This window comes from Vandammella animalimorsus (assembly GCF_002288875.1).
Lineage (GTDB): Bacteria > Pseudomonadota > Gammaproteobacteria > Burkholderiales > Burkholderiaceae_C > Lampropedia > Lampropedia animalimorsus.
Window position 1 is genome coordinate 216,276 of record NZ_NTBH01000002.1, and the last position, 22,331, is coordinate 238,606.

20 protein-coding genes, 1 tRNA gene and 1 pseudogene are annotated in these 22,331 nt (G+C 65.2%); 3 read left to right on the forward strand and 19 right to left on the reverse strand.

Going from position 1 to position 22,331, the window contains the following annotated elements; translation table 11 throughout:
- Window positions 1-154 precede the first annotated feature (154 nt).
- Entirely contained in the window at window positions 155-2,293 is a 2,139-nt protein-coding gene (gene metG / locus CLI93_RS04995; protein WP_095542458.1) for a methionine--tRNA ligase, read from the forward strand.
- Between the two features lie 104 nt (window positions 2,294-2,397).
- Here the strand turns inward: metG and CLI93_RS05000 are convergent, their stop codons facing one another.
- Window positions 2,398-3,522 (reverse strand): high-affinity branched-chain amino acid ABC transporter substrate-binding protein, encoded by a 1,125-nt coding sequence (locus CLI93_RS05000; protein ID WP_095542457.1) that lies wholly within the window; start codon window positions 3,520-3,522, stop codon window positions 2,398-2,400.
- Window positions 3,523-3,758: 236 nt separating this feature from the next.
- Between CLI93_RS05000 and CLI93_RS05005 the strand changes: the two genes are divergently transcribed.
- On the forward strand, window positions 3,759-4,592 hold the full coding sequence (locus tag CLI93_RS05005) for an enoyl-CoA hydratase/isomerase family protein (protein ID WP_095995713.1): 834 nt from the start codon (window positions 3,759-3,761) through the stop codon (window positions 4,590-4,592).
- Window positions 4,593-4,615: 23 nt separating this feature from the next.
- Here CLI93_RS05005 and CLI93_RS05010 read toward each other — a convergent pair whose 3' ends face one another.
- The 4 genes and pseudogenes from CLI93_RS05010 to cysM all read right to left on the reverse strand — a co-directional run bounded on the left by CLI93_RS05010 (window position 4,616) and on the right by cysM (window position 7,384).
- Entirely contained in the window at window positions 4,616-5,512 is an 897-nt protein-coding gene (locus CLI93_RS05010; RefSeq protein ID WP_095995714.1) for a DMT family transporter, read from the reverse strand.
- A 43-nt stretch (window positions 5,513-5,555) separates the two neighbouring features.
- On the reverse strand, window positions 5,556-5,780 hold the full coding sequence (locus tag CLI93_RS15095; protein ID WP_172424454.1) for a sulfurtransferase TusA family protein: 225 nt from the start codon (window positions 5,778-5,780) through the stop codon (window positions 5,556-5,558).
- A gap of 81 nt (window positions 5,781-5,861) precedes the next feature.
- Window positions 5,862-6,434, reverse strand: a pseudogene (locus CLI93_RS15100) (NUDIX domain-containing protein); the annotation flags it as partial.
- A 47-nt stretch (window positions 6,435-6,481) separates the two neighbouring features.
- Window positions 6,482-7,384 (reverse strand): cysteine synthase CysM, encoded by a 903-nt coding sequence (cysM, locus tag CLI93_RS05020; protein ID WP_095542454.1) that lies wholly within the window; start codon window positions 7,382-7,384, stop codon window positions 6,482-6,484.
- A 37-nt stretch (window positions 7,385-7,421) separates the two neighbouring features.
- Here cysM and CLI93_RS05025 point away from each other — a divergent pair.
- Window positions 7,422-7,506, forward strand: a tRNA-Leu gene (locus tag CLI93_RS05025).
- A gap of 129 nt (window positions 7,507-7,635) precedes the next feature.
- Here CLI93_RS05025 and CLI93_RS05030 read toward each other — a convergent pair.
- The 14 genes from CLI93_RS05030 to CLI93_RS05095 form a co-directional block, all read right to left on the reverse strand.
- Complete coding sequence (locus tag CLI93_RS05030; protein ID WP_095999805.1) at window positions 7,636-7,971, reverse strand: helix-turn-helix domain-containing protein; 336 nt, start codon at window positions 7,969-7,971, stop codon at window positions 7,636-7,638.
- A 465-nt stretch (window positions 7,972-8,436) separates the two neighbouring features.
- Complete coding sequence (locus CLI93_RS05035; RefSeq protein WP_095542452.1) at window positions 8,437-9,585, reverse strand: M20 family metallopeptidase; 1,149 nt, start codon at window positions 9,583-9,585, stop codon at window positions 8,437-8,439.
- Window positions 9,586-9,659: 74 nt separating this feature from the next.
- The gene (locus CLI93_RS05040) at window positions 9,660-10,703 is read right to left on the reverse strand and encodes an ABC transporter ATP-binding protein (protein WP_420823104.1); all 1,044 of its coding nucleotides are present in this window, start codon (window positions 10,701-10,703) and stop codon (window positions 9,660-9,662) included.
- Window positions 10,700-11,686 carry an ABC transporter ATP-binding protein gene (locus tag CLI93_RS05045; protein ID WP_095542450.1) on the reverse strand — a complete coding sequence of 329 codons (987 nt, stop codon included), beginning with the start codon at window positions 11,684-11,686 and terminating at the stop codon, window positions 10,700-10,702. Before CLI93_RS05045 ends, CLI93_RS05040 begins: the two co-directional genes overlap by 4 nt.
- Before the next feature lie 13 nt (window positions 11,687-11,699).
- Window positions 11,700-12,638 (reverse strand): ABC transporter permease, encoded by a 939-nt coding sequence (locus CLI93_RS05050; protein ID WP_095542449.1) that lies wholly within the window; start codon window positions 12,636-12,638, stop codon window positions 11,700-11,702.
- Window positions 12,635-13,612 carry an ABC transporter permease gene (locus tag CLI93_RS05055; protein WP_095542448.1) on the reverse strand — a complete coding sequence of 326 codons (978 nt, stop codon included), beginning with the start codon at window positions 13,610-13,612 and terminating at the stop codon, window positions 12,635-12,637. The genes CLI93_RS05050 and CLI93_RS05055 overlap by 4 nt, the downstream gene beginning before the upstream one ends.
- A gap of 143 nt (window positions 13,613-13,755) precedes the next feature.
- A complete protein-coding gene (locus CLI93_RS05060) occupies window positions 13,756-15,414 on the reverse strand; it encodes an ABC transporter substrate-binding protein (RefSeq protein ID WP_095542447.1) in 1,659 nt (552 codons plus the stop codon).
- Between the two features lie 44 nt (window positions 15,415-15,458).
- Window positions 15,459-16,517, reverse strand: a complete 1,059-nt coding sequence (locus tag CLI93_RS05065) for an extracellular solute-binding protein (protein WP_095542446.1) — start codon at window positions 16,515-16,517, stop codon at window positions 15,459-15,461.
- Entirely contained in the window at window positions 16,514-17,770 is a 1,257-nt protein-coding gene (locus tag CLI93_RS05070; RefSeq protein WP_095542445.1) for an NAD(P)/FAD-dependent oxidoreductase, read from the reverse strand. Before CLI93_RS05070 ends, CLI93_RS05065 begins: the two co-directional genes overlap by 4 nt.
- On the reverse strand, window positions 17,767-19,218 hold the full coding sequence (locus CLI93_RS05075; protein WP_172424274.1) for an FAD/NAD(P)-dependent oxidoreductase: 1,452 nt from the start codon (window positions 19,216-19,218) through the stop codon (window positions 17,767-17,769). The genes CLI93_RS05070 and CLI93_RS05075 overlap by 4 nt, the downstream gene beginning before the upstream one ends.
- A complete protein-coding gene (locus CLI93_RS05080) occupies window positions 19,215-19,547 on the reverse strand; it encodes a (2Fe-2S)-binding protein (protein WP_095542444.1) in 333 nt (110 codons plus the stop codon). Before CLI93_RS05080 ends, CLI93_RS05075 begins: the two co-directional genes overlap by 4 nt.
- 15 nt (window positions 19,548-19,562) lie before the next feature.
- Window positions 19,563-20,357: an ABC transporter permease gene (locus tag CLI93_RS05085; protein WP_095542508.1), complete on the reverse strand. Its 795-nt coding sequence runs from the start codon at window positions 20,355-20,357 to the stop codon at window positions 19,563-19,565.
- A 38-nt stretch (window positions 20,358-20,395) separates the two neighbouring features.
- Window positions 20,396-21,262: an ABC transporter permease gene (locus CLI93_RS05090; protein ID WP_238945812.1), complete on the reverse strand. Its 867-nt coding sequence runs from the start codon at window positions 21,260-21,262 to the stop codon at window positions 20,396-20,398.
- A complete protein-coding gene (locus tag CLI93_RS05095; RefSeq protein WP_095542442.1) occupies window positions 21,259-22,329 on the reverse strand; it encodes an ABC transporter ATP-binding protein in 1,071 nt (356 codons plus the stop codon). Before CLI93_RS05095 ends, CLI93_RS05090 begins: the two co-directional genes overlap by 4 nt.
- Window positions 22,330-22,331: the final 2 nt, after the last annotated feature.

Here is a 22,331-nt window from a genome sequence, read left to right on the forward strand (position 1 = left end):
CATGGCGCGGCAACAGGCCATAAAATCGCCGCGCCCTCAGAGCCTGTGCAAGGTCTGCATGAATCCAGCGGCCAGTGAGCCTTGCGATTCATGCAGGCCTTGCTTGATGGGCGCGCTTGTTTTGCCAGGCACGGCCTGCGCCCCGAATGAATCTATGAAGCCACGCACCATTTTCGTCACCACTGCCTTGCCGTATGCGAACGGCACTTTCCACATCGGCCACATCATGGAATACATCCAGGCCGACATCTGGGTGCGCTTTCAGCGCATGCAGGGCCACCGGGTGGATTTTGTGGGCGCTGACGATGCCCACGGCGCGCCCATCATGATCGCGGCGCAGAAGGCGGGACAGACGCCCGAGCAGTTCGTGGCCGCCATTGCTGCCGGCCGCAAGCAGTATCTGGATGGTTTTTACATCAGCCATGACCACTGGCATTCAACCCACAGCCCGGAGAACACCGAGCTGGCGCAACAGATCTACCGCGATCTGAGACAGGCCGGGCTGATTGCCACGCGCACCATCGAGCAATTCTTTGACCCGCAGCAGGGCATGTTCCTGCCCGACCGCTACATCAAGGGCGAGTGCCCCCGCTGCCATGCTCAGGATCAGTACGGCGACAACTGCGAGGTCTGCGGCAGCGTGTACGCGCCCACTGAGTTGATTGCGCCGTATTCGGCGCTCTCGGGCGCCAAGCCGGTGCTCAAGGAGTCCGAGCATTTCTTCTTCACGCTTTCGGACGCGCGCTGCGTGGGCTTCCTGCAGGAGTGGACGCAAAACGGCCAGCATGTGCAGCCGGAGGTGGCCAACAAGGTCAAGGAATGGTTCACTGTGCGCACCAACCCGGACGGCAGCACCAGCGAGGGCCTGGGCGATTGGGACATCAGCCGCGATGCGCCGTACTTCGGCATCGAAATTCCCGATGCGCCGGGCAAGTACTTCTACGTCTGGCTGGATGCGCCGGTGGGCTATCTGGCTGCGCTCAAGAGCCTGCTGGCGCAGCGCGGCGAGGACTATGAGGCCTACATGGCCAACCCGCAGTTGGAGCAGGTGCACTTCATCGGCAAGGACATCGTCACCTTCCACACCCTGTTCTGGCCCGCGATGCTGCATTTCTCTGGCCGCAAGACGCCCGACCAGATTGCCGTGCATGGCTTTCTCACCGTCAACAACGGCCAGAAGATGAGCAAGAGCCGTGGCACCGGGCTGGACCCGCTCAAGTACCTCAAGCTGGGCATGAACCCCGAATGGCTGCGCTACTACCTGGCCGCCAAGCTCAACGGCCGCAATGAGGACATCGACTTCAACGCCGAGGACTTCATGGCCCGCGTCAACGCCGACCTGGTGGGCAAGTACGTCAACATCGCCAGCCGCGCCGCAGGTTTTATCGCCAAGCGCTTCGATGGCCGCCTGGGCCTGCCCACGGGCGATGGCCATGCGCTGCTGCAAACCCTGCGCGCCAAGGCCGATGACATTGCCGATGCCTTCGAGCGCCGCGACACTGCCCGCGCGCTGCGCGAGATCATGCTGCTGGCCGACCGCGTCAACGAATACGTGGACGCCAACAAGCCTTGGGAGCTGGCCAAGGACCCGGCCCAGAGCGAGCGCCTGCACGATGTCTGCACCACCTGCATCGAGGCCTTCCGCATCCTCACCATCTACCTCAAGCCCGTGCTGCCCGCGCTGGCGGCCCAGGTCGAGGGCTTTTTGCAGGTGCCCCCCTTCAGCTTTGCCGATGTGCAAACGCCGCTGGGCGCGGGCCAGGTCATCGCCGGCTTCAAGCACCTGATCCAGCGCGTGGACGAAAAACAGCTCGAAGCCTTGTTCGAGGCCCCCGCCGCGCCCGCCGCTGCGCCTGCCGAGACGAAAAAGGAGGCCAAGAAAAAAGCTGCCCCGGCCTTCGATCCCCAAGCCCCCGGCGGCGAGCCGCTGGCCCAGACCATCACCATCGACGACTTCGTCAAGATCGACCTGCGCATCGCCAAAATCCTGCAGTGCAGCGCCGTCGAAGGTTCAACCAAGCTGCTGCAGCTGACACTGGACGTGGGTGAGCAGGACGAGCACGGCCAACCCAAGACCCGTAACGTCTTCAGCGGCATTGCCAGCATGTACCAGCCCGAGCAGCTGGTGGGCAAGCTCACTGTCATGGTCGCCAACCTGGCGCCGCGCAAGATGAAGTTCGGCCTCTCCGAAGGCATGGTGCTGGCCGCCAGCCACGCCGATGAGGGCAGCCAGCCTGGCATTTACGTGCTCGAACCCTTCCCCGGCGCGCAGCCGGGCATGCGCGTGCGTTGAGTTTGTTTGTCGCGGCATAAAAAAGCAGCGCCCTGTGGGCGCTGCTTTTTTGATGCGCTGATGCCGCAAAGGCTGCGGCATCAGCACGGTGCTGGACGCGGACCTTATTGCGCAGCAGTCTTGCTGCCGTCCTTGTGCCAGTTGAAGACGTCGAACTTGAAGCTGTTGAGGTCGCCTGCCTTGTTCCAGGACAGCTCACCCACCGGGCTGGGCAGCTTGGCGCCCTTGAGGAACTGGGCCACCTTCTCAGGCTCGTTGGCGCCTGCGCCCTTGATGCCTTCGGCAATGGCCAGCGTGGCGGCATAGGCCGTCATTTGGAAGGCGCCGCCGGGGTTGCGCTTTTTGTCCTTGAAGGCCTGCACGATCTTGGCGTTGTCCGGGTTTTGCGTGAAGTCGGCCGGCAGCGTCACCAGCATGCCCTCAACGGCGTCGCCAGCGATGGCGTTGATGTCCGGGTTGCCCACGCCTTCGGGGCCCATGAACTTGGCCGTCACGCCTTGCTCCTTGGCCTGGCGCAGCAGCAGGCCCATTTCGGGGTGGTAGCCGCCGAAATACACGAAGTCGATGCCCTCGGACTTGAGCTTGGTGATCACGGCCGAGTAGTCGGTATCGCCAGCGTTGATGCCTTCAAAAATGGCCACGGGCACCTTGGCGGCCTGCAGGTTGTCGCGCACGGCGCTGGCAATGCCCTGGCCGTAGGAGGCCTTGTCGTGCAGCACGGCGACCTTGCTGGGCTTGATTTTCTCGATGATGAACTTGGCGGCGGCCGGGCCTTGCTGGTCGTCGCGGCCGATGGTGCGGAAGATGAACTGGTAGTCCTTGCCGTCGGTCAGCGCGGGCGAGGTGGCCGAGGGCGTGACCATGACCACGCCTTCCTCGTCATAGATCGGCGCAGCAGCGATGGTGGCGCCCGAGCAAACGCCGCCGACCACGTAGCCGATCTTGTCGTTGACCACGCGGTTGGCAGCCACTGGGCCTTGCTTGGGCTCGCAGGCGTCGTCGATGTAGACGGCCTCAAGCTGCTTGCCCAGCACGCCGCCGCCAGCGTTGATCTGCTCGATGGCCGTTTCCACGCCTTCCTTGACCATGTCGCCGTACTGCGTCACGGGGCCGGTGGTCGGGCCGACCACGGCGATCTTGATGTTCTGGGCGTAGGCGCCAGCCGAGAATGCCAGCGCGCCAGCGATGGCGGCGGCAGTGACGACCGACTTGAGACGAAATTGCGTCATGATGACTCCTTGATGTGTGTGCGGGACTGTTCGAGATGCAGAACAGGTTTTGATGGATTTGCTCGCGCGTGCCTGACCATGCGCTTGGCGGCAGAACGCGCAAAACGGATCAAGCATACACGCCAAAATTGTTTGCGCCATTGAGGCAAACGCGGATTTCCGAGCCCGTGGTACGGGTTCATCAATGGAGCGCAGCGCTGTTGCTCAGGCGTGCGCCGCAGGACGAAAGGATGGTAATGGAGGACAAGCAAAGCCGCGCCACTGCAGGCATTGCGCTGGATTGGCACGCCGCAGGCGGGGGCGATGGCAATGGAGGCGGTACGCCCTGCTGGGCGCATGTGCGCGTGCGCAATCCGGGAAAACTCGGGGCCATGACGGTGGCCATGTGGCTGCAGTTGCGCGAGGTATTCGAGCGCATCGCGCAGCAGCCGCAGCTGCGCTGCGTGCTGGTCACCGGCGAGGATGGCGCGTTCTGCGCCGGCGGCGATATTTCCGAGTACGCGCAGTTTCGCTTTGAGCCCCAGTCGCTGGCGCATTTTCATGAACAGCAGGTCTGGGGCGGCCTGAGCGCCATGCTGGCCTGTGACGTGCCGCTGATTGCCGCCATCGACGGCCCCTGCATGGGCGCGGGGCTGGAGATTGCCAGTTGCTGCGATCTGCGCATTGCCACGGCGCGCTCGCAGTTCGGCGCGCCGATTGCGCGGCTGGGCTTTCCGATGGCGCCGCGCGAGTTGGCCTTGGTAGGTCGCGCCGTGGGTGATGCGCTGGCGCGGCGCATGTTGCTGGCCGCGCAGGTGTTGCCGGCGCAGGCGTTGCACGAAGTGGGCTTTCTGGCCCAGCTGCTGCCCGAGCAGGAGTTCGAGGCTGCCGCGCAGCAATGGGTGCAGCGCCTGCTGGCCCTGGCGCCGCAGGCCGCGCGCATGCACAAGCGCAGTCTGCGCACGCTGGCCGATGCCAGCCCGCAACAGGCCCTGGCCGCGCTGCTGCCGGGCGCATACGACTACGCCCCCAGCGCTGAGCACCGCGAAGGCATTGCCGCCTTTCTGGCCAAGCGCAAGCCGCAGTTTTGAACGGGTCTGAACAAGGCGCTGAATCAGCGCCGGGCGTGGCGCAGGGCGGTGTACAGCCCGGCGGCGACGATCAGCGCTGCGCCCAGGTAAAAGCCCCATGCTGGCTGCTCGCGCCAGATCAGCCAGCCCAGCAACGTGGACCACAGCAGCAGGCTGTAGTCAAAGGGCACGACCACGGCCGCCGGCGCCAGCCGAAACGCCTGTGTGATGAAGCCCAGCCCCAGCGTGGCGCACAGCGCCAGCGCGGCCAGCTGCGGTGCGTGCGCGGGCGACAGCGGCACCCAGAAGCCGCCCAGCAGGGCGATGGGCGCTGCAAACACCAGCTGGCCCAGCACGATGTAAGTCATGGTGGTGAGCATGTGTTCGCCCGGGCGGATGCGCCGCGCGCTGAGCATCATGATGGCGTAGCCCAGCGCTGTGATCACGGGCAAGGCCATGGCCCACAGGGGCTGATGGGTTGCCTGCGCGCCGCCGCCATGTGAGGCGGCAATCAGTACCACGCCGCAAAAGCCCGCGCCGATGGCCAGCCAGGCGCCCAGGCCCAGGCGCTCCTTGAGTACCAGGGCGGAGATCAGCGCGATGAACAGCGGCGCGCAGAAAGTCAGCGCCGTGGTGTGCGCCAGCGGCAGCAGCGTCATGCTCCAGTAAAAGCAGATGGCGCAGACGACGTTGATCAGCCCGCGCAGCGTGTGAATGCCCAGGTTGGCCGTGCGCAGCGCGGCGGGGCCCAGCGTCAGCGCCACCAGTGCCAGCAGCGCCGGCGTGGCCAGCGCAGCGCGCAGCAGCAGCAATTGCATGGGCGGGTAGTGCGCGCCCAGCCATTTGGCCAGGGCGTCGCTGCAGGCCAGGGAAAAGGCCCCGGCCAGCATGTAGGCAATGCCTGCCGCGTGGCGTGGCGCGGGCGCGGTGGCGGTGCTCATATGGCGTGGCAGGTGGCAGAGTGCCGGGGCGGGCGATCGGCGCTCACCGGCGTTGCAGCACGAAATGGTGCACCCCGGCCTCGTCGGTGTGCTGTGCGATCAGCGCATTGCCGGTCTGGCGTGCGAAGGCAGCGAAGTCCTGCAGCGAGCCGCTGTCGGTGGCCAGCACGCGCAGCCGCTGGCCGCTTTGCAGCGTGGCCAAGGCCTTTTTGGCGCGCAGAATGGGCTGCGGGCAGCGCAGGCCCTTGGCATCGACTTCGAGGGCCACCGCATCGCCGGCGCCATCGTGGGGCGCGGTTGGGCTGGTTGCCGACGGTGAGGCAGCAGCAGTTGGCGCGCCGCTGGCTGCGTCATCGTTGGGCGCTGCGCTGCTGGCCTGGGCGCTGGTCTGTGGATAGCGCTCGATGACCTGCGGCTCGAAGCCGCGCGCGCGCAGCCATTTCTGCAGTGCCAGCCCGGTGCCGGTGGTCCAGACCGTGGCCTGGGCCGGATCGACCAGCCGGTATTCGGACAGCTCGGGCGAGAGCGCGATCTCGCCAGTGGCAACCACGTGGTAGCTGATGAGCACCTGGTTCATGCGCAAAAAGGCCGAGACATCAACCAGTGTGCACTGCTGTACGTCGAGGTTGACCTCCTCCTTGACCTCGCGGGCAATGCCTTGCTCGGGCGACTCGCCCGCCTCCATGAAGCCCGTGATCAGGCCGAAGAAGCGGTCTTTCCATAACGCATTGCGCGCCAGCAGGATCTGGCCGTGGTACTCGACGATGGCCGCCAGCACGGGCGTGGGGTTGTTCCAGTGCGTCCAGCCGCAGGCCGGGCAGCGCAGCCGGTCAACCAGGCCGCTGTCTTCAGGCGCCTGCACCCAGGCCAGCGCCGTGGCGCAGTGGGGGCAGTAGCGCATCTCGTAGGTGGGGGTGCTCATGGGTACTTTGCTCTTGTGCGGGCGGTGGAGGGGGAACTGGCAGCGTTTCAGATCGGAAACACGCCGGTGGACAGGTAGCGATCGCCCCGATCGCACACCACGAAGGCAATCACTGCGTCGCGCGCTGCAGCTTGCACCTGCAGCGCGGCCCAGAGCGCGCCGCCCGATGAAATGCCGGCGAAAATGCCCTCCTCACGGGCCAGGCGGCGGCACATCTCCTCGGCATCGTCCTGGGCCACCAGCAGCAGCTCATCGACCAGGCCCGGATCGTAGATGCTGGGCTGGTAGGGCTCGGGCCACTTGCGGATGCCTGGGATGCGCGCGCCAGCAGCAGGCTGGGCTCCGATGATGCGGATGGCAGGGTTCTGCTCCTTCAGATAGCGCGCCACGCCGGTAATGGTGCCGGTGGTGCCCATGGCGCTGACGAAGTGGCTGATGCGCCCCTGGGTCTGCTGCCACAGCTCCGGCCCGGTGGTCTCGTAATGAATGCCCGGGTTGTCGGCGTTGGAGAACTGGTTGAGGATCACGCCCTCGCCCCGGGCGGCCATGGCTTCGGCCAGATCGCGCGCGGCCTCCATGCCGCCACTCTTGGGCGTCAGAATCAGCTCGGCGCCAAAAGCCTTCATGGTCTGAGCGCGCTCAATCGACAAATCCTCGGGCATGACCAGCACCATGCGATAGCCCTTGATGGCCGCAGCCATGGCCAGCGCAATTCCGGTGTTGCCCGAAGTCGGCTCGATCAGCGTGTCGCCGGGGCGGATCTCGCCGCGTTGCTGCGCGCGCTGAATCATGGCCAGCGCGGGGCGATCCTTGACCGAGCCCGCAGGGTTATTGCCCTCGAGCTTGGCCAGCAGCGTATTGCCGCGCGCCAGACACGCCTGACGTTCAAGGCGCTGCAGCGCCACCAATGGCGTTTGGCCGACGATGTCCTCAATTGTTTGGAATTGCATGCCGCGAATGTGCCATATAATTTGCTGCTTTCTGCCAGCCGGAGTGGTGAAATTGGTAGACGCAGCGGACTCAAAATCCGCCGCCGCAAGGCGTGCCGGTTCGATTCCGGCCTCCGGCACCAGCGAATGTGCAAGGGCTTACGACCTGAATGGGCGTAAGCCCTTTTTTGCTGCCTGCTTTGAAACAAAACAACCCCCGGCGAGCCGGGGGCTGTGTGCCTTGGGGTGGCAGAGTTCGAAGGCGGAAGGGCTCAGCCCTGCTCGGGCTGCTCCAGCTCCTTGGCCAGCTCCGGGTGGCGAATCAGCAGCTCGAACAGGCACACGGCCGCGCCGGGAGGCACTTGGCGGCCTTGCTCCCAGTCGTTGAGCAGGGCCAACGGAGTATTGATCAACCGCGCGAAATTGACCTGAGGCAGCCCCAGGGCCTTGCGGGCCTGGCGTGTTTTTACCTGTTGTGGCGTGCTGCCAGCATCGGCAGGGCTGGACAATGTCGCGCTCAGGGGCGCGGGGGGCGCTGCGACGGGAGTTTGCACCTTGGTGGCCACCGCATCGGCCATTTCTGCCAGGTTGATTTTTCTTGCGCACATAGGGATATCTCGTCGATGGGGGTGATGCCATTTCCCCTTCAAGGCTTACCTGGCGGCACTCGCTGGTGCGGCTTGCCCATGCCAGAACACGGCTTGGGCGGATCGCTTCGATCGGGAAATGAGAGAGAAAAGCGCCTGCCGGCAAGAACTCCTGACAGGCCCGCAGTGCTTATGGCGTCATCAGTGGCTGGCGCGAGCTGGCGAAAAAGTGATGACGGCCATTGATGGCACGCAATGGGCCAATTGTAGAAGCGGATGCCCATGCCAGCGCTGAAGCAGGGCGTAAGCCGTGCGGCTGTGGGGTGGATGTGCCTCCCCTTAATTAAACAAGAGCTTGTTCAAGGTCCATGCACGGCAGGCAAGAATGCGAATTCGGACTGTCTGCGCCACTTTGAGCCTTGTTGCCCATCTTGATTCGTAGTGCATACCTTTGCGCTGAGATTGCCTTGGTCATGTAGACAGTCCCTAATTTAGATGCGTCAACAGGTGATGCCAGAAGCGTGTGCGCAATGCCAGGGTGGAGATGAGGATGTGCTCTTGCCGGGTATGGGCGCCGTCGCCGTCTGCGCCCAGGCCGTCCAGTGATGGAACGCCCTGCGCTGCGGTGAAGTTGGCGTCGCTGCCGCCGCCGGTTGGGGGTGCTTCTTCGAGCGTCAGACCCACGGCGCGGGCCGAGGCCTGGGCGCGTTCGAGCAAGCGCTGGGTATGTTCGGTTTTGACCATGGGCGGGCGGTTGATTTCAATGTCGATCTGCAGTGTCATGTCTTCGCCCATGGGACGCAAAGCGCGCAGCTTGGGCAGCAGCTCGTCGATGGCTGCTGTATCAGGCAGGCGCAAATCCACGGTGCAGCGGCATTGGGCCGGCACGGTGTTGGTGGCGCTGCCACCCGTGATGGTGCCGACGTTGACGCTGATGCCGCGCTCGTAATCGGTCATGGCCTCCAGAGCCAGAATTTGGTGGGCCATTTCGCGGATGGCGCTGCGCCCTTGTGCGTGGGCTACCCCGGCGTGCGAGGCGCGCCCCTGTACGCACAGATGCAGCATGCCCGTGCCTTTGCGCGCGGTCACGCAGCGTCCGCCGTGCGCACGTGCAGGTTCGGCCACCAAGCAGTAGCGGGCGTTGCGGGCAAAGGCTTCGATGTGCATGCGCGAGGCATGGCTGCCGGTTTCCTCATCGGGCACGATGAGCAGATCCACCGGCAACGCCGTGCTGCCGGGACGTGCTGCTGCACCCAGTGCGCTGACCGCCATGTACACCCCGGCCTTCATGTCGTAGCCGCCTGGCCCGTAGAGGCGATCGCCTTCGATGCGCACGGGGTTTTCCTGCAGCATGCCGATGGGGTGGACGGTGTCGCAATGGCCCAGCACCAACAGCCCTGGGCGGGCGTCGCCCTTTGCCCGGTTGCTGATGTGCAGCAGGGGCAGCTCAGGGCCGCTGGGCCGGCCTGGGCGCTCGGCGCGGATGGGCGTGAGCGTGGTGCGCAGGCCGGCGGCCTGGGCTGCATCGCGTATCAGCTCGGCCATGCGTGTGACGGCAGCCGCATCGCTGGAAGGAGATTCGCAGCGCATCCAGTCGCAAATGCCTTGCACGAGGGGGGTGGTATCGAAAGTCATGTGTTCATTCAAGAGGTGCAGAAAACGGGCGGGGCGCGTCAGAGCCTGGGTGGAGGTTCTGACAGGCATTGCACTCAGCCTTGCACGAGGTGGCAGGCCACGCTGTGTCCGGCGGCGCAGGCCTGCAGTGCGGGCGCCTGCTGCCGGCAGCGCGGCATGGCGTGTGGGCAGCGTGGGTGGAAGCTGCAGCCCGGCGGCGGATTCAGCGGCGAAGGGATTTCGCCTTGAATGGGCGCGAAGATGCGCTTGCGCCGCGAGACGTCGGGGACTTCGGCCAGCAGAGCTTGGGTGTAGGGATGCTGGGCCTGGGCGAAGACGCTGGCGGTATCGGCCATTTCGACGATCTTGCCCAGGTACATGATGGCCACGCGGTCGCAGATGTGGCGCACCACGCTCATGTCGTGGCTGATGAACAGGCAGGTCAGGCCGCGCTGGGCGCGCAAGTCCATGAAGAGGTTGATGACCTGGGCCTGGATGGATACGTCCAGCGCGGCCACAGGCTCGTCGCAGACGAGAAATTCCGGGTTGACCATCAGCGCCCTGGCAATGCCCACGCGCTGGCGCTGGCCGCCGGAGAGCTGGTGCGGCAGGCGGCTGCGGTATTCCGGCGCCAGGCCTACCTCGGCCAGTGCGGCGTCGATGCGCTCGGGGATGTCGGCCGCAGGCGTCAGGCGGTGTACGCGCAAGGCTTCGCCGAGGATTTGATGGAGCTTTTGGCGCGGGTTGAGCGAGGCCTGCGGATCCTGGAACACCATTTGTACGCCCAGGGTGTAGGCCAGCTTGTCGGCCCCTTGCAGGCTGCGCACATCCTGCCCCTGGTAGTACAGCTGGCCCTGGCTGGGCTGGTGCAGGCCGGCGACGATGCGCCCCAGGGTGGACTTGCCGCAGCCGGACTCGCCCACCAACCCCAGCACCTGACCGCGCGCGACGTCCAGGCTGACACCATTGACGGCGTGCACAGTGCGCGTTTGCAGCGGCTGGCGCGTGATGGCGGCCAGCCATCGGGTCAGGGCGTCTGGCCGATGGCTAAAGCGTTTATGCACCTCGCGCAGTGCAATCACTGGCAGGGCCTGGCCAGGCTCGGCGGTTTTCATGTCCAGTCTATGAGTGCTGTTCATGCGCTGGCCTCCAGTGGGTGGAGGCAGCGATATTCGCGTAGGCCCTGCGCGGTTTCCTCAGTGCGTGGCGCTGGCTGCTCGGACAGGCAGCGGTTGCTGGCACGGGTGCAGCGCGGCGCAAAGGCGCAGCCGCTCACGCGCCCCGAGAGACTGGGGGCCATGCCATTGATTTGTGCCAGGCGCTGGCCCGGTTGGGCCTGTGCGGGCAGCGACTGCAGCAGGCCTTGCGTGTAGGGATGGCGCGGTGCGTCGAACACCGCATCGACCTGGCCGCTTTCGACGATGCGCCCGGCGTACATCACGGCCACGCGGTCGGCCAGCTCGGCAATCACGCCCAGGTCGTGAGTGATCCAGATCAGCGCCGTGCCGTGTTGCTGGCAAATCTGCTGCATGCGGTAGAGGATTTGCCCTTGGATGGTGACATCCAGCGCCGTCGTGGGTTCATCGCAGATGATGAGCTCGGGTCGGTTGAGCATGGCGATGGCGATGGCCACGCGCTGGCGCATGCCGCCGGAGAACTCGTGTGGGTAGCTGCGCAGACGCTTCTCCGGCGCGGGGATGCCGACCATGGCCAGCGCTTGGACGCAACGCTGCAAGGCCTGGGCGCGCGGCACGCGCTCGTGGGCCAGGATTGCCTCCACCATCTGTTCCTGGATGCGCAGCACTGGGTTGAGCGTCATCAGCGGGTCCTGGAAAATCATGGCGATGCGCCTGCCGCGCAGGCTGCGCATGGCTTTGGGCGAGAGCTGGCGCAGGTCTTGGCCCTGCAGCAGCACCTGGCCCTGGGTGATTTCACCCGGCGCATCGATCATGCCGAAAATGGAAAAGCCCGTGACCGATTTGCCCGAGCCCGACTCTCCCACCAGACCCAGGATTTCGCCGCGTTGTAGGTGCAGGCTGAGCTCGCTCACTGCTGGCCAGGCCCCTTGCTCGGTGTGGAAGACGGTGTGCAGATCGCGGATTTGCAGCAAAGGCTCTGCCATGTCTTAGCTCCTTTTAGCTTCTTGGGTCCAGGGCTGCGCGCAAGCGATCGCCCAGCAGATTGATCGACAGAATCAGCGCCAGTAGGGCCAGGCCGGGGAACATGCTGATCCAGTACTCTCCCGAGAGCAGATAGCTGAAACCGTTGGCAATCAATAGGCCCAGCGAAGGCTCGGTGATGGGCACGCCCACGCCCAAGAAGGAGAGCGTGGCCTCCAGCGCGATGGCATTGGCTATCTGAATGGTGGCAAACACCAGCACCGGGGCGATGCAGTTGGGCAGCAAGTGGCGCGTCATGATGCGCCAGGCAGAAAAGCCCAGATTGCGCGCGGCCTCGACGTATTCCTTCTTGCGCTCCTGCAAGGCACGGGCGCGCATGATGCGCGCGTAGTTGGCCCATTGCACCAGTACGATGGCCAGGATGACCTTGTCCACCCCTCGGCCAATGGCTGCCAGCAGTACCAACGCCACCAGCATGGATGGAAAACCCAGAATGAAATCCACGACGCGCATGAGCAGGGCATCGATGGCGCCGCCCCGGTAGGCTGCGAACAGGCCAATCAGGGAGCCGATCAGTGCGGCCAACCCCACGGCACTGAGCCCTACCACCAGGCTGATGCGCAGGCCGTAGAGAATGGCGCTGAGCATGTCGCGCCCCTGGTCGTCGGTGCCCAGCCAATAGGTCGCGCCCGATGCCGACTGCGAGCCGGGCGCCAGGCGTCCATCGAGAAAATCCAGCGCTGCCAGGTCATAGGGGTTTTGGGGCGCAAGCCAGGGCGCCAGCAGTACTACTGCCAACAGCGCCAGCAGCGCCAGGACCGAGCCCTTGATTGAAGGTCTGCTGCGCAGGCGGCGCAGGATAGCGCGGCGCTGGGGTGTGTGCTGCAATGGCTGGGCGGCGCAAGCGGCACGCGGCTCAGGTGTGAGCGGCGGCGAGTCAAGACGCTGCGTCATGCGGCCTCCTGCTGCAATTGCACGCGGGGATCGAGCGCTGCATAAAGCACGTCCACCACCAGGTTGATGACGACGAAGGCGAAGGTCACCAGCATGACGTAGACCACCACCACCGGGCGGTCCAGACGCTCGATGCTCTCGATCAGCAGCTTGCCCATGCCGGGCCAGGCGAACACTTTCTCGGTGATGGTCGAATACGCCAGCAGATGGCCAAACTCCATGCCAATGACAGTGATCACCGGGATCAGGATATTGCGCAGGATGTGGCGGCCCACGATGCGCCGCTCGCTGATGCCCTTGGCGCGGGCGAACCTGACGTAATCCTGTGTCTTGGCGTCCACCACGCCCGTGGCCGTCAAGCGTAAGACCAGGGCGATGTTGGCCAGCGCCAAATTCGTGGCCGGCAGCAGTACGTGGCGCCAGCCATCGGCCGTCAGCAGCGAAAAGGGCACGCCCAGCACCGGCATTGTCTCGCCCCGGCCCGAGGCGGGCAGCCATTGCAGCCAGACGGCAAAAAGCAAGATCAGCATCATGCCCTGCCAGAAATTGGGCAGGGAAAAGCCCAGCACCGAGCCGCCCATCAGAGCACGCCCCAGGGCCCGGTCGTGGTAAAGGCCGGCCAGCAGTCCCAGCGCAATGCCCAGTACGCAGGTCAGCACCATGGCCACCAGCACTAACTCGAAAGTGGCCGGGAAGCGCTGCAGGATCAGCTCGATGCTGGGCACGCCGTGCACGAAGGAAACGCCCAGATCCCCATGCAAGGCTTTGTGCATGAAGTTCACGTACTGCTGCCACACAGGCAAATCCAGGCCCAGGCGCTCGATCATGGCCTGGCGGTCGGCCTCGCTGGCGTCGGGGCTGACCAGCAGTTCAATGGGGTCGCCCACGGCATAAACGGCCAGAAACACCACCAGCGATACCGCCAGCAGCACCATCACGCTTTGCACCAGGCGACGCAGCACATACAGGATCACGGGAACTCCTTGTCAGGCAAGGTCTGCACGAATTTCGGCATCGTGCGGATTGGCGGACTGGTGGATTGGCGCGAGTCTGTTGCCTCGCAAAGCCATCCAAAGCTGCCGTTTTCGCACTCGCACCGCAATCGTGAACGGGCTTCTCAAGGTGCAGGTTTAACCGCCGTAGCGAGCGTGTATTGGTCGCGCCGCCCTTCGTAGCTAAGCCCTTTCTTGAAGGCCCAGATGCTGCTTTCGAAATGCAGAGGGATCAGTGGCACATTCTCCAGCGCGATGCGTGTGGCATTTTGGTACTGGGCGCGGCGCTCGCCATCGTCCATGAGCAGCATGGCTGGCAAGAAGACTTCATCGAATGGTGCATGGCTGAAGCCGCCGTAGTTGCTGGTACCCAGGCTTTTCTCGCGATCGGTAGTGGTCAGCCAGTACTGGAACAGTGCCGATGCCTCACCGTTTTCCGATGGCCAGCCGCCAATGGCAAAGCTGAACTCGCGCTTGGCGCGCTTGGGAAAGTAGATGGCAGCCGATTGCGCGTCTACCTGGGTCTTGATGCCGATGCGCGTGAGGTACTGGGCCACGGTCTGCGCGATTTGCCCATCATTGACGTAGCGGTCGTTGGTGGAGGTCAGCGTCAGTTCAAAGCCATTGGGGTAGCCGGCTTCGGCCAGCAGCTCTTTGGCACGCTTGGGGTCAAAGGCGATTTCCTCGGGCTTGTCCAGGCTGCCGAACATGCCATCGGGCATGTATTGGTAGGCCACCGTGGCCATGCCATCCATCAGGCGCTGGACGATGGCCTTGCGGTCGATGGCCATGTTGATGGCCTGGCGCACGCGCAGATCCTGCAGCGGGTTCTTGCCATCGGGCGCTTTCACGAACGGGCTTTGCGCGCGGCCCACGTCAGGCTGGAAGAAGATCAGACGCGTGGATGGCGTGGCCACGAAATCGAACTGGCTGTTGTTCTTGATGCGTGGCAAATCGCGCGCCGCAGGGTTTTCGATCAGGTCGTAGTCGCCGGCGAGCAAGCCCGTCAGCCTGGCGCCTGGATTGGGCACGGGCACCAGCTTGACCTTCTCCCAGTGCGGCTTCTCGCCCCAATAGCCCTCGTTGCGCTCCAGCTCGGTGCCGGCGCCCTTGACGTAGGACTTGATCTTGTAGGGCCCTGTGCCGATCAGGAATTTGCCGGTATTGAAATCGGCCACGGTGGGCCAGGGTGATGTCACGCCGCAGCCTTCCTTGGGGGCGAAATGCAACTTGTCGAACTGGGCGATGCCGCTCCAGATGATGGGCAGCGCCCGCGCCAGCTCCACAGGCATGGTGGGAATGGGGCGCGTGGTCTTCAGGATGACGGTATGCGCATCGGGCGTTTGCACATCGGTGAAGCTGCGTGCCGGCTCGGTGTAGGAGCGCGAGACGTTGGCCTCGTTGTTCAAAACCCTGCAGATGGTGAACAGCACGTCTTGCGAGGTGAAGGGTGCGCCGTTGGAGAACTTCACGCCCTGGCGCAGCTTGATTTCCCAGGTCAAGTCGTCCAGCGCGCGCCAGGACTCCGCCAGGGCCGGCACGGGCTGCATTTGCGCATTGCGATGGACCAACGATTCGAAGACATGCGCGGCCAAGGCATCGTTGGGCGTGACCTTGTGGTAGTGCGGGTCGGCGGCGGTGGGCTCCGAGGCCAGGCCTATGGTCAGTGACTGGGCCCAAGCCAGGCCCGCAGACAGAGCCAGGGGCGTGAGCAATGCCCATGCGGCGCTGCGCGCCAGCTTACGACCGCGGCCACGGCTGCGAGTGCAATGCAATGTGGTCATAAAAATCTCCTTGTTGATGGCCCATGCAATGTGTTGGGGGATGCTTATCGCTCCACCGTGCGGTTCCAGCGCTTGCTCCACGCCGGACGCTCGGCGTTGATCACGTCCCAGTCCAGCACGACGGCGGACTTGAGGATTTCATTCATGCGCGTCTGGTCTTCAGCGGCCTTGCCCTTGAGCGGGGTCTGTGGATTGACAGGGTTGTAGGAGCCGTGCTCCATGGCCAGCGCCTGGGCCTCTGGGCTGACCAGGTAGTCCATCAGCTTGTGCGCCATGGCGCTGTCGGGGTTGTCGGCCAGTGCGCATTGCGCTGTCATGAGCACCACGGCCCCCTCCTTGGGGGCGACGAACTCCATGGCAGCGCCCTTGGATTTCATCAGCTCGGTCTGCGTGAAGGTGTATGGAAAGAGTGCGGCGTCGCCCGCTTGCATCATCTCGACGATCTTGCTGGAGTTGGGGATGTATTCGACGACGTTGGGGCCGATGGTCTCGGGCCAGGCCTCGAAGCCGGGGTTGACGTTGCTCTCGTTGCCGCCCTTGAGGCGGTTGAACATCAAAAAGGCGTGCAGGCCAAAGGAAGAGGCGGGCATGGACTGCACGACGACCTTGCCTTTGTATTTGGCATCGGCCAGATCGCCCCAGGAGGTGGGCGGCGCCCAGCCTTGATCGGTAAAGGCTTTGGTGCTGTAGGCCAGGCCCGTCAACCCCATGGACAGGCCCACGGCCTGGTCCTTGATGCGCGTGATCTGTGGCAGCGAGGCCAGGTGCTCACCTGGCTGGAGCTTTTCGCACAGGCCCATGCCAATGGCTCGATACATGATGCCGTCGTCCAGCGTCATGACGTGCATTTGCGCCTTGCCCTTGGCCGCCTGGGCCTTGGCCAGGATGTCGGTGGAAGTGCCGGGCACGACGACGACCTTGACGTTGTGCGCCTTTTCAAAGGGCGGAAAGACGAATTGCGTGTAGGTGCGCTCCATGTTGCCGCCGTTCATGCCGATGTACAGCGTTTGGGTTTGCGCCTGGGCGCTGGCGCAAAGCAGTGCGGCGCTGGTCGCTGCCAGGCCCAAGGACGCCTTCAGCAAGGTCTGTTGCGGTTTTTTCATGGCATGTCTCCTTCATGGGTTGTGTGGGGCTGTGCCGCCCCGCGGGTGCAAAAACGGTCGATGGCAAAGGCGTTCAGCGGCGTGCTGGTGCGCCCTTGGGCGATGAGCTCGGCCAGCACCTCGCCCACGCCGGGGCCGAGCTGGAAGCCAGCGCCGGAAAAGCCAAAGGCGTGGTAGAGGCCGGGCCGGCGCAAGCTGGGCCCGAGGATGGGCTGGTCATCAGGCAGGTTGCCTTCGTTGCCGCTCCAGGTGCGGATCAGCTGGGCATGGGCCAGCTGAGGAAACAAGGTGCTTAGCCGCGCCATCTGTGTCAGCAAGGCGCTCTGGGTTGTGCGTGCGTGCTCGGACGGCTGGCTGGGGGTGTCGCAGTCGTGGGGCGGCGGAGTATGTGGGGCAGGGAACAAATGGCCGCGCCCGCCGCCGAAAACGATGTTGCCCCGGCGCACTTGGCGAAGGTAGATGCTGCCACCCTCGACCCCGAGGCTCCAGGGCAGGAAGAAGGGCAGGGGTTCGGTAACGCCCATGGCAGGCGGGATGGTGTGCATGGGCACAGCCTCGCCCCATTGGGCGGCAAAAGGGGCTGCCCAGGCGCCGGCGCAATTGACGAGCACAGGCGCACAGGCGCACAGGCTAGGGGCGATTGCGGCCTCAGGCTGGGCTGTGCGTTGGGTGGGAGCAGCGTGGACGATGAAGCGCTGGCCATCGTGCTCTACGGCGCAGGCGGTGGTGTGCTCGCGCACATCGACGCCATGGCGGCGAGCCGCCTGGGCAAAGGCTGGCGCTACCAGGCGCGGATTGGCCTGGCCGTCCTCGGGGCAGAGCGAGCCGCCGAGGATGCGCGCGCCCACGGCCGGGAAGTGCTTTTGCAGGGCGCTGCGCCCTTCGATGAGCTGCAGATTCAGGCCGTAGTCCTTGCTGCGCTCTGCGTATTCGGCCAGGGCCTGCATGTGCTCGTGCGTGAACGCCATCTTGAAATGGCCGCTGCGCTCGTATTCGCCATCGGTGCCGATCAGGCTGCGCAGCCGCCCCCAGAGCTGTTGGGAGCGCTGGGCCAGCGGTAACTGGGCGATGGCGCGACCCTGGCGGCGCACGCCGCCGAAGTTGATGCCGCTGGCGCGGGATCCGCAGACGTCGCGCTCCAGCAGCGTGACGCGCAGCCTGTACCGTTGACGCAGGAACAAAGCCGTGGCGCAGCCCATGATGCCGCCGCCAATGACGATGACGTCGCTGCCAATGCGGGTGCCGTCTCTCATGGGGCATTGCCCTCCGTTTTTTGCGGGCCCAGGGCGGCGCCTAGCGGCACGGGCTTGATGGGGGCTTGCGCGCGCAATCGCCCGGCCTGCTGCACGGGCATGTCCAGGGTGTGGGCCAGCAGTTCGGTGGCGGCTGGGGCGCACATGCGGCCCTGGCAGCGGCCCATGCCCACGCGGCACAAGGCCTTGAGGCGGTTGAGCTCCTGCGCGCCGCCTTCCGTGATGGCAGTGCGCACTTGGGCTGCGGTGATGTGCTCGCAGCGGCAGATGACGAGCTCGTCTGGGCAGTGCTGCGCCCATTGCGCGGCGGGCAGAGGGAAGGCCAGCTCCATGGCCTGGCGGAAACGCTGCGCGCGCGCAAGCTGGCGCTGCAGGCGGGCGATGCGTGCGGCATCCACCGGCAGGCCGCGGTCGGCCAGCAGCGCCCAGGCTGCCAGCTCGCCCGAGCATTCGGCCGCATTGGCACCCAAGATGGCGGCGCCATCGCCGGCCAGGTATACGCCGGGCACGCTGCTGCGGCGCATGGCGTCGATCGTTGGCACGTGGCAGCGCTGCACGGGCGAGAAGCTGAACGCACAGCCGAGCAGATCGGCCAGCTGGGTTTCCGGGCGTAGGGCATGGCCCAGGCCCACAGCGTTGCAGGTGCTGCGCTGTGGGCGGCCGGCATGGTCGCGCCAGACGATGGCCTGGGCGCGCTGCTGGCGGGCATCGCCTTCGATGTGCAGTAGTTGCACGCCCCGATGCACGGGCACGCGCTTTGCGCGCAGCCAGGCGATGAGTTGCAGCCCCTGCGCTGCCGTGACGGGCTGGTTGAGCATGCCGGGAATGGCGCGCCAGCGCGCCGCGCGCGGGGCGGTATCGAGCACGGCCACAACCTGTGCGCCGGCTAGGGCGTATTGGCTGGCCACCAAGTACAGCAGCGGGCCGGTGCCCGCGAACACCACGGCGCTGCCGATGGCGCAGCCCTGGGATTTCAGCGCTACCTGCGCGCCGCCCAGGGTGTAGACGCCGGGCAGCGTCCACCCTGGCAAGGGCAGCACGCGGTCAGTGGCTCCGCTGGCGACGATGATCTCGCGCCATGGCAGGCAGGACAGTGTTTGCGAGGCCTGGTGCAGCAGATCCAGCCCGTCAGGCTGGGCGTTCCACAGCAGCGTATCGGGACGGTAATCGATCTGGGCCTGGATGCTGGCAAAGCAGGCGTGCACGGCCTGGGCGCGCCCGGCTTGGATGCCATAGAGCTCCTGCGGGCTGCGCTCCAGCCCCGGCGGCGGCTGGCGATACACCTGCCCGCCCGCGCGGGGCGCCTCGTCCACCACCACTGGGCGCAGGCCGTGGGCCAGCAAGGTGGCGGCAGCGCGCACGCCAGCGGGGCCTGCGCCCACGACAACGGGCGGAAGGTCGGCGGCTGCGTGGCGCTGCAGGCGGAAATCGGGCACGGCGACGTTCATGGGCCTGGAGGGCGTTGTGCGCCGTCGGTGCAAATGGCCATGCCCGGTTCGATCAGACTTTGGCAGGCGCGGATGCTGCGCCCGTCGGCCAGGCGCACCCAGCAATCCTGGCAGGCGCCCATGACGCAAAAGCCCGCCCGTGGCAGTTGGCTGAATTCATGGATGCGCAGCCGTGTGCGCTGGGTGAGGATGGCTGTCATGACCGTATCGCCCAGCAGGGCGCTGGCTGGTTGGCCGTCGAGCGTGAACTGCACCACAGGTCGATCCAGGGCCTTGAGGCGCTGGAGCAGGGCCTCTGCGCGGACTTCATGTGCGGATGGTCTGGGCATGAGAGCAGACTCCTCTCAATGCTTGCCGATCAGCACGCGATCGAGGCCATAGACCCAGTCGAGCAGCAGCATCAGACCCAGCGTGAGAAAGACGATGAGGGCGGAGACGGCGGCCATCATCGGGTCGAGCGACTCCGTGGCGTACATGTACATGCGCACTGGCAGCGTGACGGTCGAGGGCGAGACCACGAAGATGGACATGCTCAGCTCGTCGAAGCTGTTGATGAAGGCCAGCAGCCAGCCGCCAGTCAGGCCGGGCAGGATCATGGGCAGCGTCATGCGCACCACCACCACCTTGCTGCTGGCGCCCAGCGATTGGGCAGCCTGCTCGACGCTGCGGTCAACGCCCAGCAAAGCGGCCATGATCAGCCGCATGGTATAGGGCGTGACCACCAGCGCATGGGCCAGGATGAGCCAGCCAAAACTGCCTTGGCCGCCCACCAGCCAGAGCAGGCGCAGCATGGCCACCCCGAGTACCAGGTGCGGAATGATCAGCGGCGATAGAAACAGCCCCTGCAGCCAGGCGCGCCCAGGGATGGGGTAGCGCACGATGGCCATGGCCGCAGCCAGCGCCAAGGCGGTGGAGATGCTTGCCGCTGCCGTGGCCAGCGCCAGGCTGTTGTAGAAGGCTTGCACGAAGTCCGGGTGCTGGAAGACTTGCCGGAACCAGCGCAGCGACCAACTGCCCGTGGGCACGGACAGAGTCTCTGCTGGCGAAAACGCAGCCAGGCAGACGATGAGCAGCGGCGCCAGCATGAATGCCATGACCAGCGTGTGAAACAGCAAGGCAATGGGGCCATTTTTCTGCATGGGCATCTCCTTTTTTTCTTATCCCTTGCGCGTTGCAATCAACCCAGGGCTTTTTGATAGCGGCGCTCGACCATGCGGCTGATGCCCACCATGATGATGAGATTGAGCGCCAACAACAGCAGCGCGATGGCTGCCCCTAGCGGCCAGTTCAGCTCATGCAGGTATTCGTCGTAAATCAGCGTGGCCACCATCTTCACCCGGCGGCCGCCCAGCAGGCCGGGGATGGCAAATGAGCTGGCCGAGAGGCCAAACACAATCAGGCCGCCCGAGAGCACGCCAGACATCACTTGCGGCAGCACCACGCGGCGCAGCGTGGTCAGCGGCGTGGCCGAGAGCGAGAGTGCGGCGTTCTCCACCCAGGGGTCGAGCTTTTGCAGCGAAGTCCACACCGCAATCACCATGAAGGGCATCATCACGTGCACCAGGGCGATGACGATGGCCGTCTCGTTGTAGAGCAGGCGCACTGGCCCCAGGCCCAGTGCCTGTAGCGCCGCATTGATCAGCCCGTTGGGCCCCAGCAGCATGCTCCAGCCGAAGGCGCGCACCACTACGGAGATCAGCAGCGGCGCCAAGATTACCAGCAGGAATACCGAGCGCCAGGGCCTGCGCATGCGGCTGAGGATATAGGCTTCGGGCGCGCCGATCAGAATGCACAGCAGCGTCACCACAGCGGATATGCGCAGCGTGCGCCAGAAGATCTCGTAGTAATACGGGTCGTTCAGTACCTGCCGATAGTTGTTCAGCGTAAAGCTGCCTGGCACTGCTCCGGCGATGGGGTCGTAGGCATTGAATGACAAGGCAACGATCAGCGCCAGCGGGGTCAGCAGCAGCGTGGCAAACAGCGCCAGCGCGGGCGCCGTCATGGCCCAGGCTTGCCAGCGTCTGGCGTTGCTAGGTGCGCTCATGCCTGGGCCTCCAGCATGTGCAGGTTGTGCGCCTGCCAGTCCACGCCCACCTCTTGCCCCAGCGCCAGCGGGGCTGTGCCGTCGTTGCTGCGCAAGGCCATCAGCGTGCCCAAAGGGGTGTGCAATGCATACATCCACTGGCTGCCCAGGAACAGGCATTGCGTGATGCGGCCCTGGCAGCGGCCCGCGCCGGTGGTCGTCAGCTGCAGTTTCTCGGGGCGGATGGCCAGCGCCAGCGTGGCGTCTTCAGGCGTGCCCGCTGGCGGGCCATCCAGCGGGCCGAGCAGCGCAATGCCTGCGGCGACGGCCTGCCAGCGCCCCTGAGCATCCAGCACGGGCTGGGCCTGAATGACATTGGCTTTACCGACAAAGCGGGAAATGAACGGGGTGCGCGGCCTTTCATACAGCGTGTGGGGAGTGTCCACCTGGGTGATGCGCCCGGCCTGCATCACCACCACGCGATCGCTGATGGACATGGCCTCGGCCTGATCGTGCGTGACCATGATTGTGGTCGTGCCCAGCTTGCGCTGGATGTCGCGCAGCTCCAATTGCATCTCCTCGCGCAGTTGCGCATCCAGGTTGGACAGCGGCTCATCGAGCAGCAGCAGCGGTGGCTCGATCACCAGCGCCCGCGCCAGCGCCACGCGCTGGCGCTGGCCGCCTGATAGTTCACGTGGGTAGCGATCGGCCAGGGGCAGCAAGTGCACAAGTTCCAAGACCCGCATGGTCCGATCGCGGCGCTCTTGCGCCGGGCATTTGCGCATCTCCAGGCCAAATTCCACGTTCTGGCGCACCGTCATGTGCGGAAACAGCGCGTAGCTCTGGAACACGATGCCCAGACCGCGCAGATGCGGCTTGAGCCGTGTGATATCACGCCCTTGCAGCTCGATGGTCCCTGTGCTGGCCTGCACGAAGCCGGCAATCATCTGCAGGGTCGTGGTTTTTCCGCAGCCCGAGGGCCCCAGCAGCGAGACGAACTCCCCCTGGGCAACGTCCAGGCTGAAGTCCTGAACCACCCAGTTCTTGCCATACTGTTTCCCAAGCTGATGAAGACGCAGAAAGCTCATTG

Coding starts and splice junctions, on each gene's coding strand:
- metG (WP_095542458.1), top strand. CDS start 155: ATGAAGCCACGCACCATTTTCGTCACCACTGCCTTGCCGTATGCGAAC.
- CLI93_RS05000 (WP_095542457.1), bottom strand. CDS start 3,522: ATGACGCAATTTCGTCTCAAGTCGGTCGTCACTGCCGCCGCCATCGCT.
- CLI93_RS05005 (WP_095995713.1), top strand. CDS start 3,759: ATGGAGGACAAGCAAAGCCGCGCCACTGCAGGCATTGCGCTGGATTGG.
- CLI93_RS05010 (WP_095995714.1), bottom strand. CDS start 5,512: ATGAGCACCGCCACCGCGCCCGCGCCACGCCACGCGGCAGGCATTGCC.
- cysM (WP_095542454.1), bottom strand. CDS start 7,384: ATGCAATTCCAAACAATTGAGGACATCGTCGGCCAAACGCCATTGGTG.
- CLI93_RS05030 (WP_095999805.1), bottom strand. CDS start 7,971: ATGTGCGCAAGAAAAATCAACCTGGCAGAAATGGCCGATGCGGTGGCC.
- CLI93_RS05035 (WP_095542452.1), bottom strand. CDS start 9,585: ATGACTTTCGATACCACCCCCCTCGTGCAAGGCATTTGCGACTGGATG.
- CLI93_RS05040 (WP_420823104.1), bottom strand. CDS start 10,703: ATGAACAGCACTCATAGACTGGACATGAAAACCGCCGAGCCTGGCCAG.
- CLI93_RS05045 (WP_095542450.1), bottom strand. CDS start 11,686: ATGGCAGAGCCTTTGCTGCAAATCCGCGATCTGCACACCGTCTTCCAC.
- CLI93_RS05050 (WP_095542449.1), bottom strand. CDS start 12,638: ATGACGCAGCGTCTTGACTCGCCGCCGCTCACACCTGAGCCGCGTGCC.
- CLI93_RS05060 (WP_095542447.1), bottom strand. CDS start 15,414: ATGACCACATTGCATTGCACTCGCAGCCGTGGCCGCGGTCGTAAGCTG.
- CLI93_RS05065 (WP_095542446.1), bottom strand. CDS start 16,517: ATGAAAAAACCGCAACAGACCTTGCTGAAGGCGTCCTTGGGCCTGGCA.
- CLI93_RS05070 (WP_095542445.1), bottom strand. CDS start 17,770: ATGAGAGACGGCACCCGCATTGGCAGCGACGTCATCGTCATTGGCGGC.
- CLI93_RS05075 (WP_172424274.1), bottom strand. CDS start 19,218: ATGAACGTCGCCGTGCCCGATTTCCGCCTGCAGCGCCACGCAGCCGCC.
- CLI93_RS05080 (WP_095542444.1), bottom strand. CDS start 19,547: ATGCCCAGACCATCCGCACATGAAGTCCGCGCAGAGGCCCTGCTCCAG.
- CLI93_RS05085 (WP_095542508.1), bottom strand. CDS start 20,357: ATGCAGAAAAATGGCCCCATTGCCTTGCTGTTTCACACGCTGGTCATG.
- CLI93_RS05090 (WP_238945812.1), bottom strand. CDS start 21,262: ATGAGCGCACCTAGCAACGCCAGACGCTGGCAAGCCTGGGCCATGACG.
- CLI93_RS05095 (WP_095542442.1), bottom strand. CDS start 22,329: ATGAGCTTTCTGCGTCTTCATCAGCTTGGGAAACAGTATGGCAAGAAC.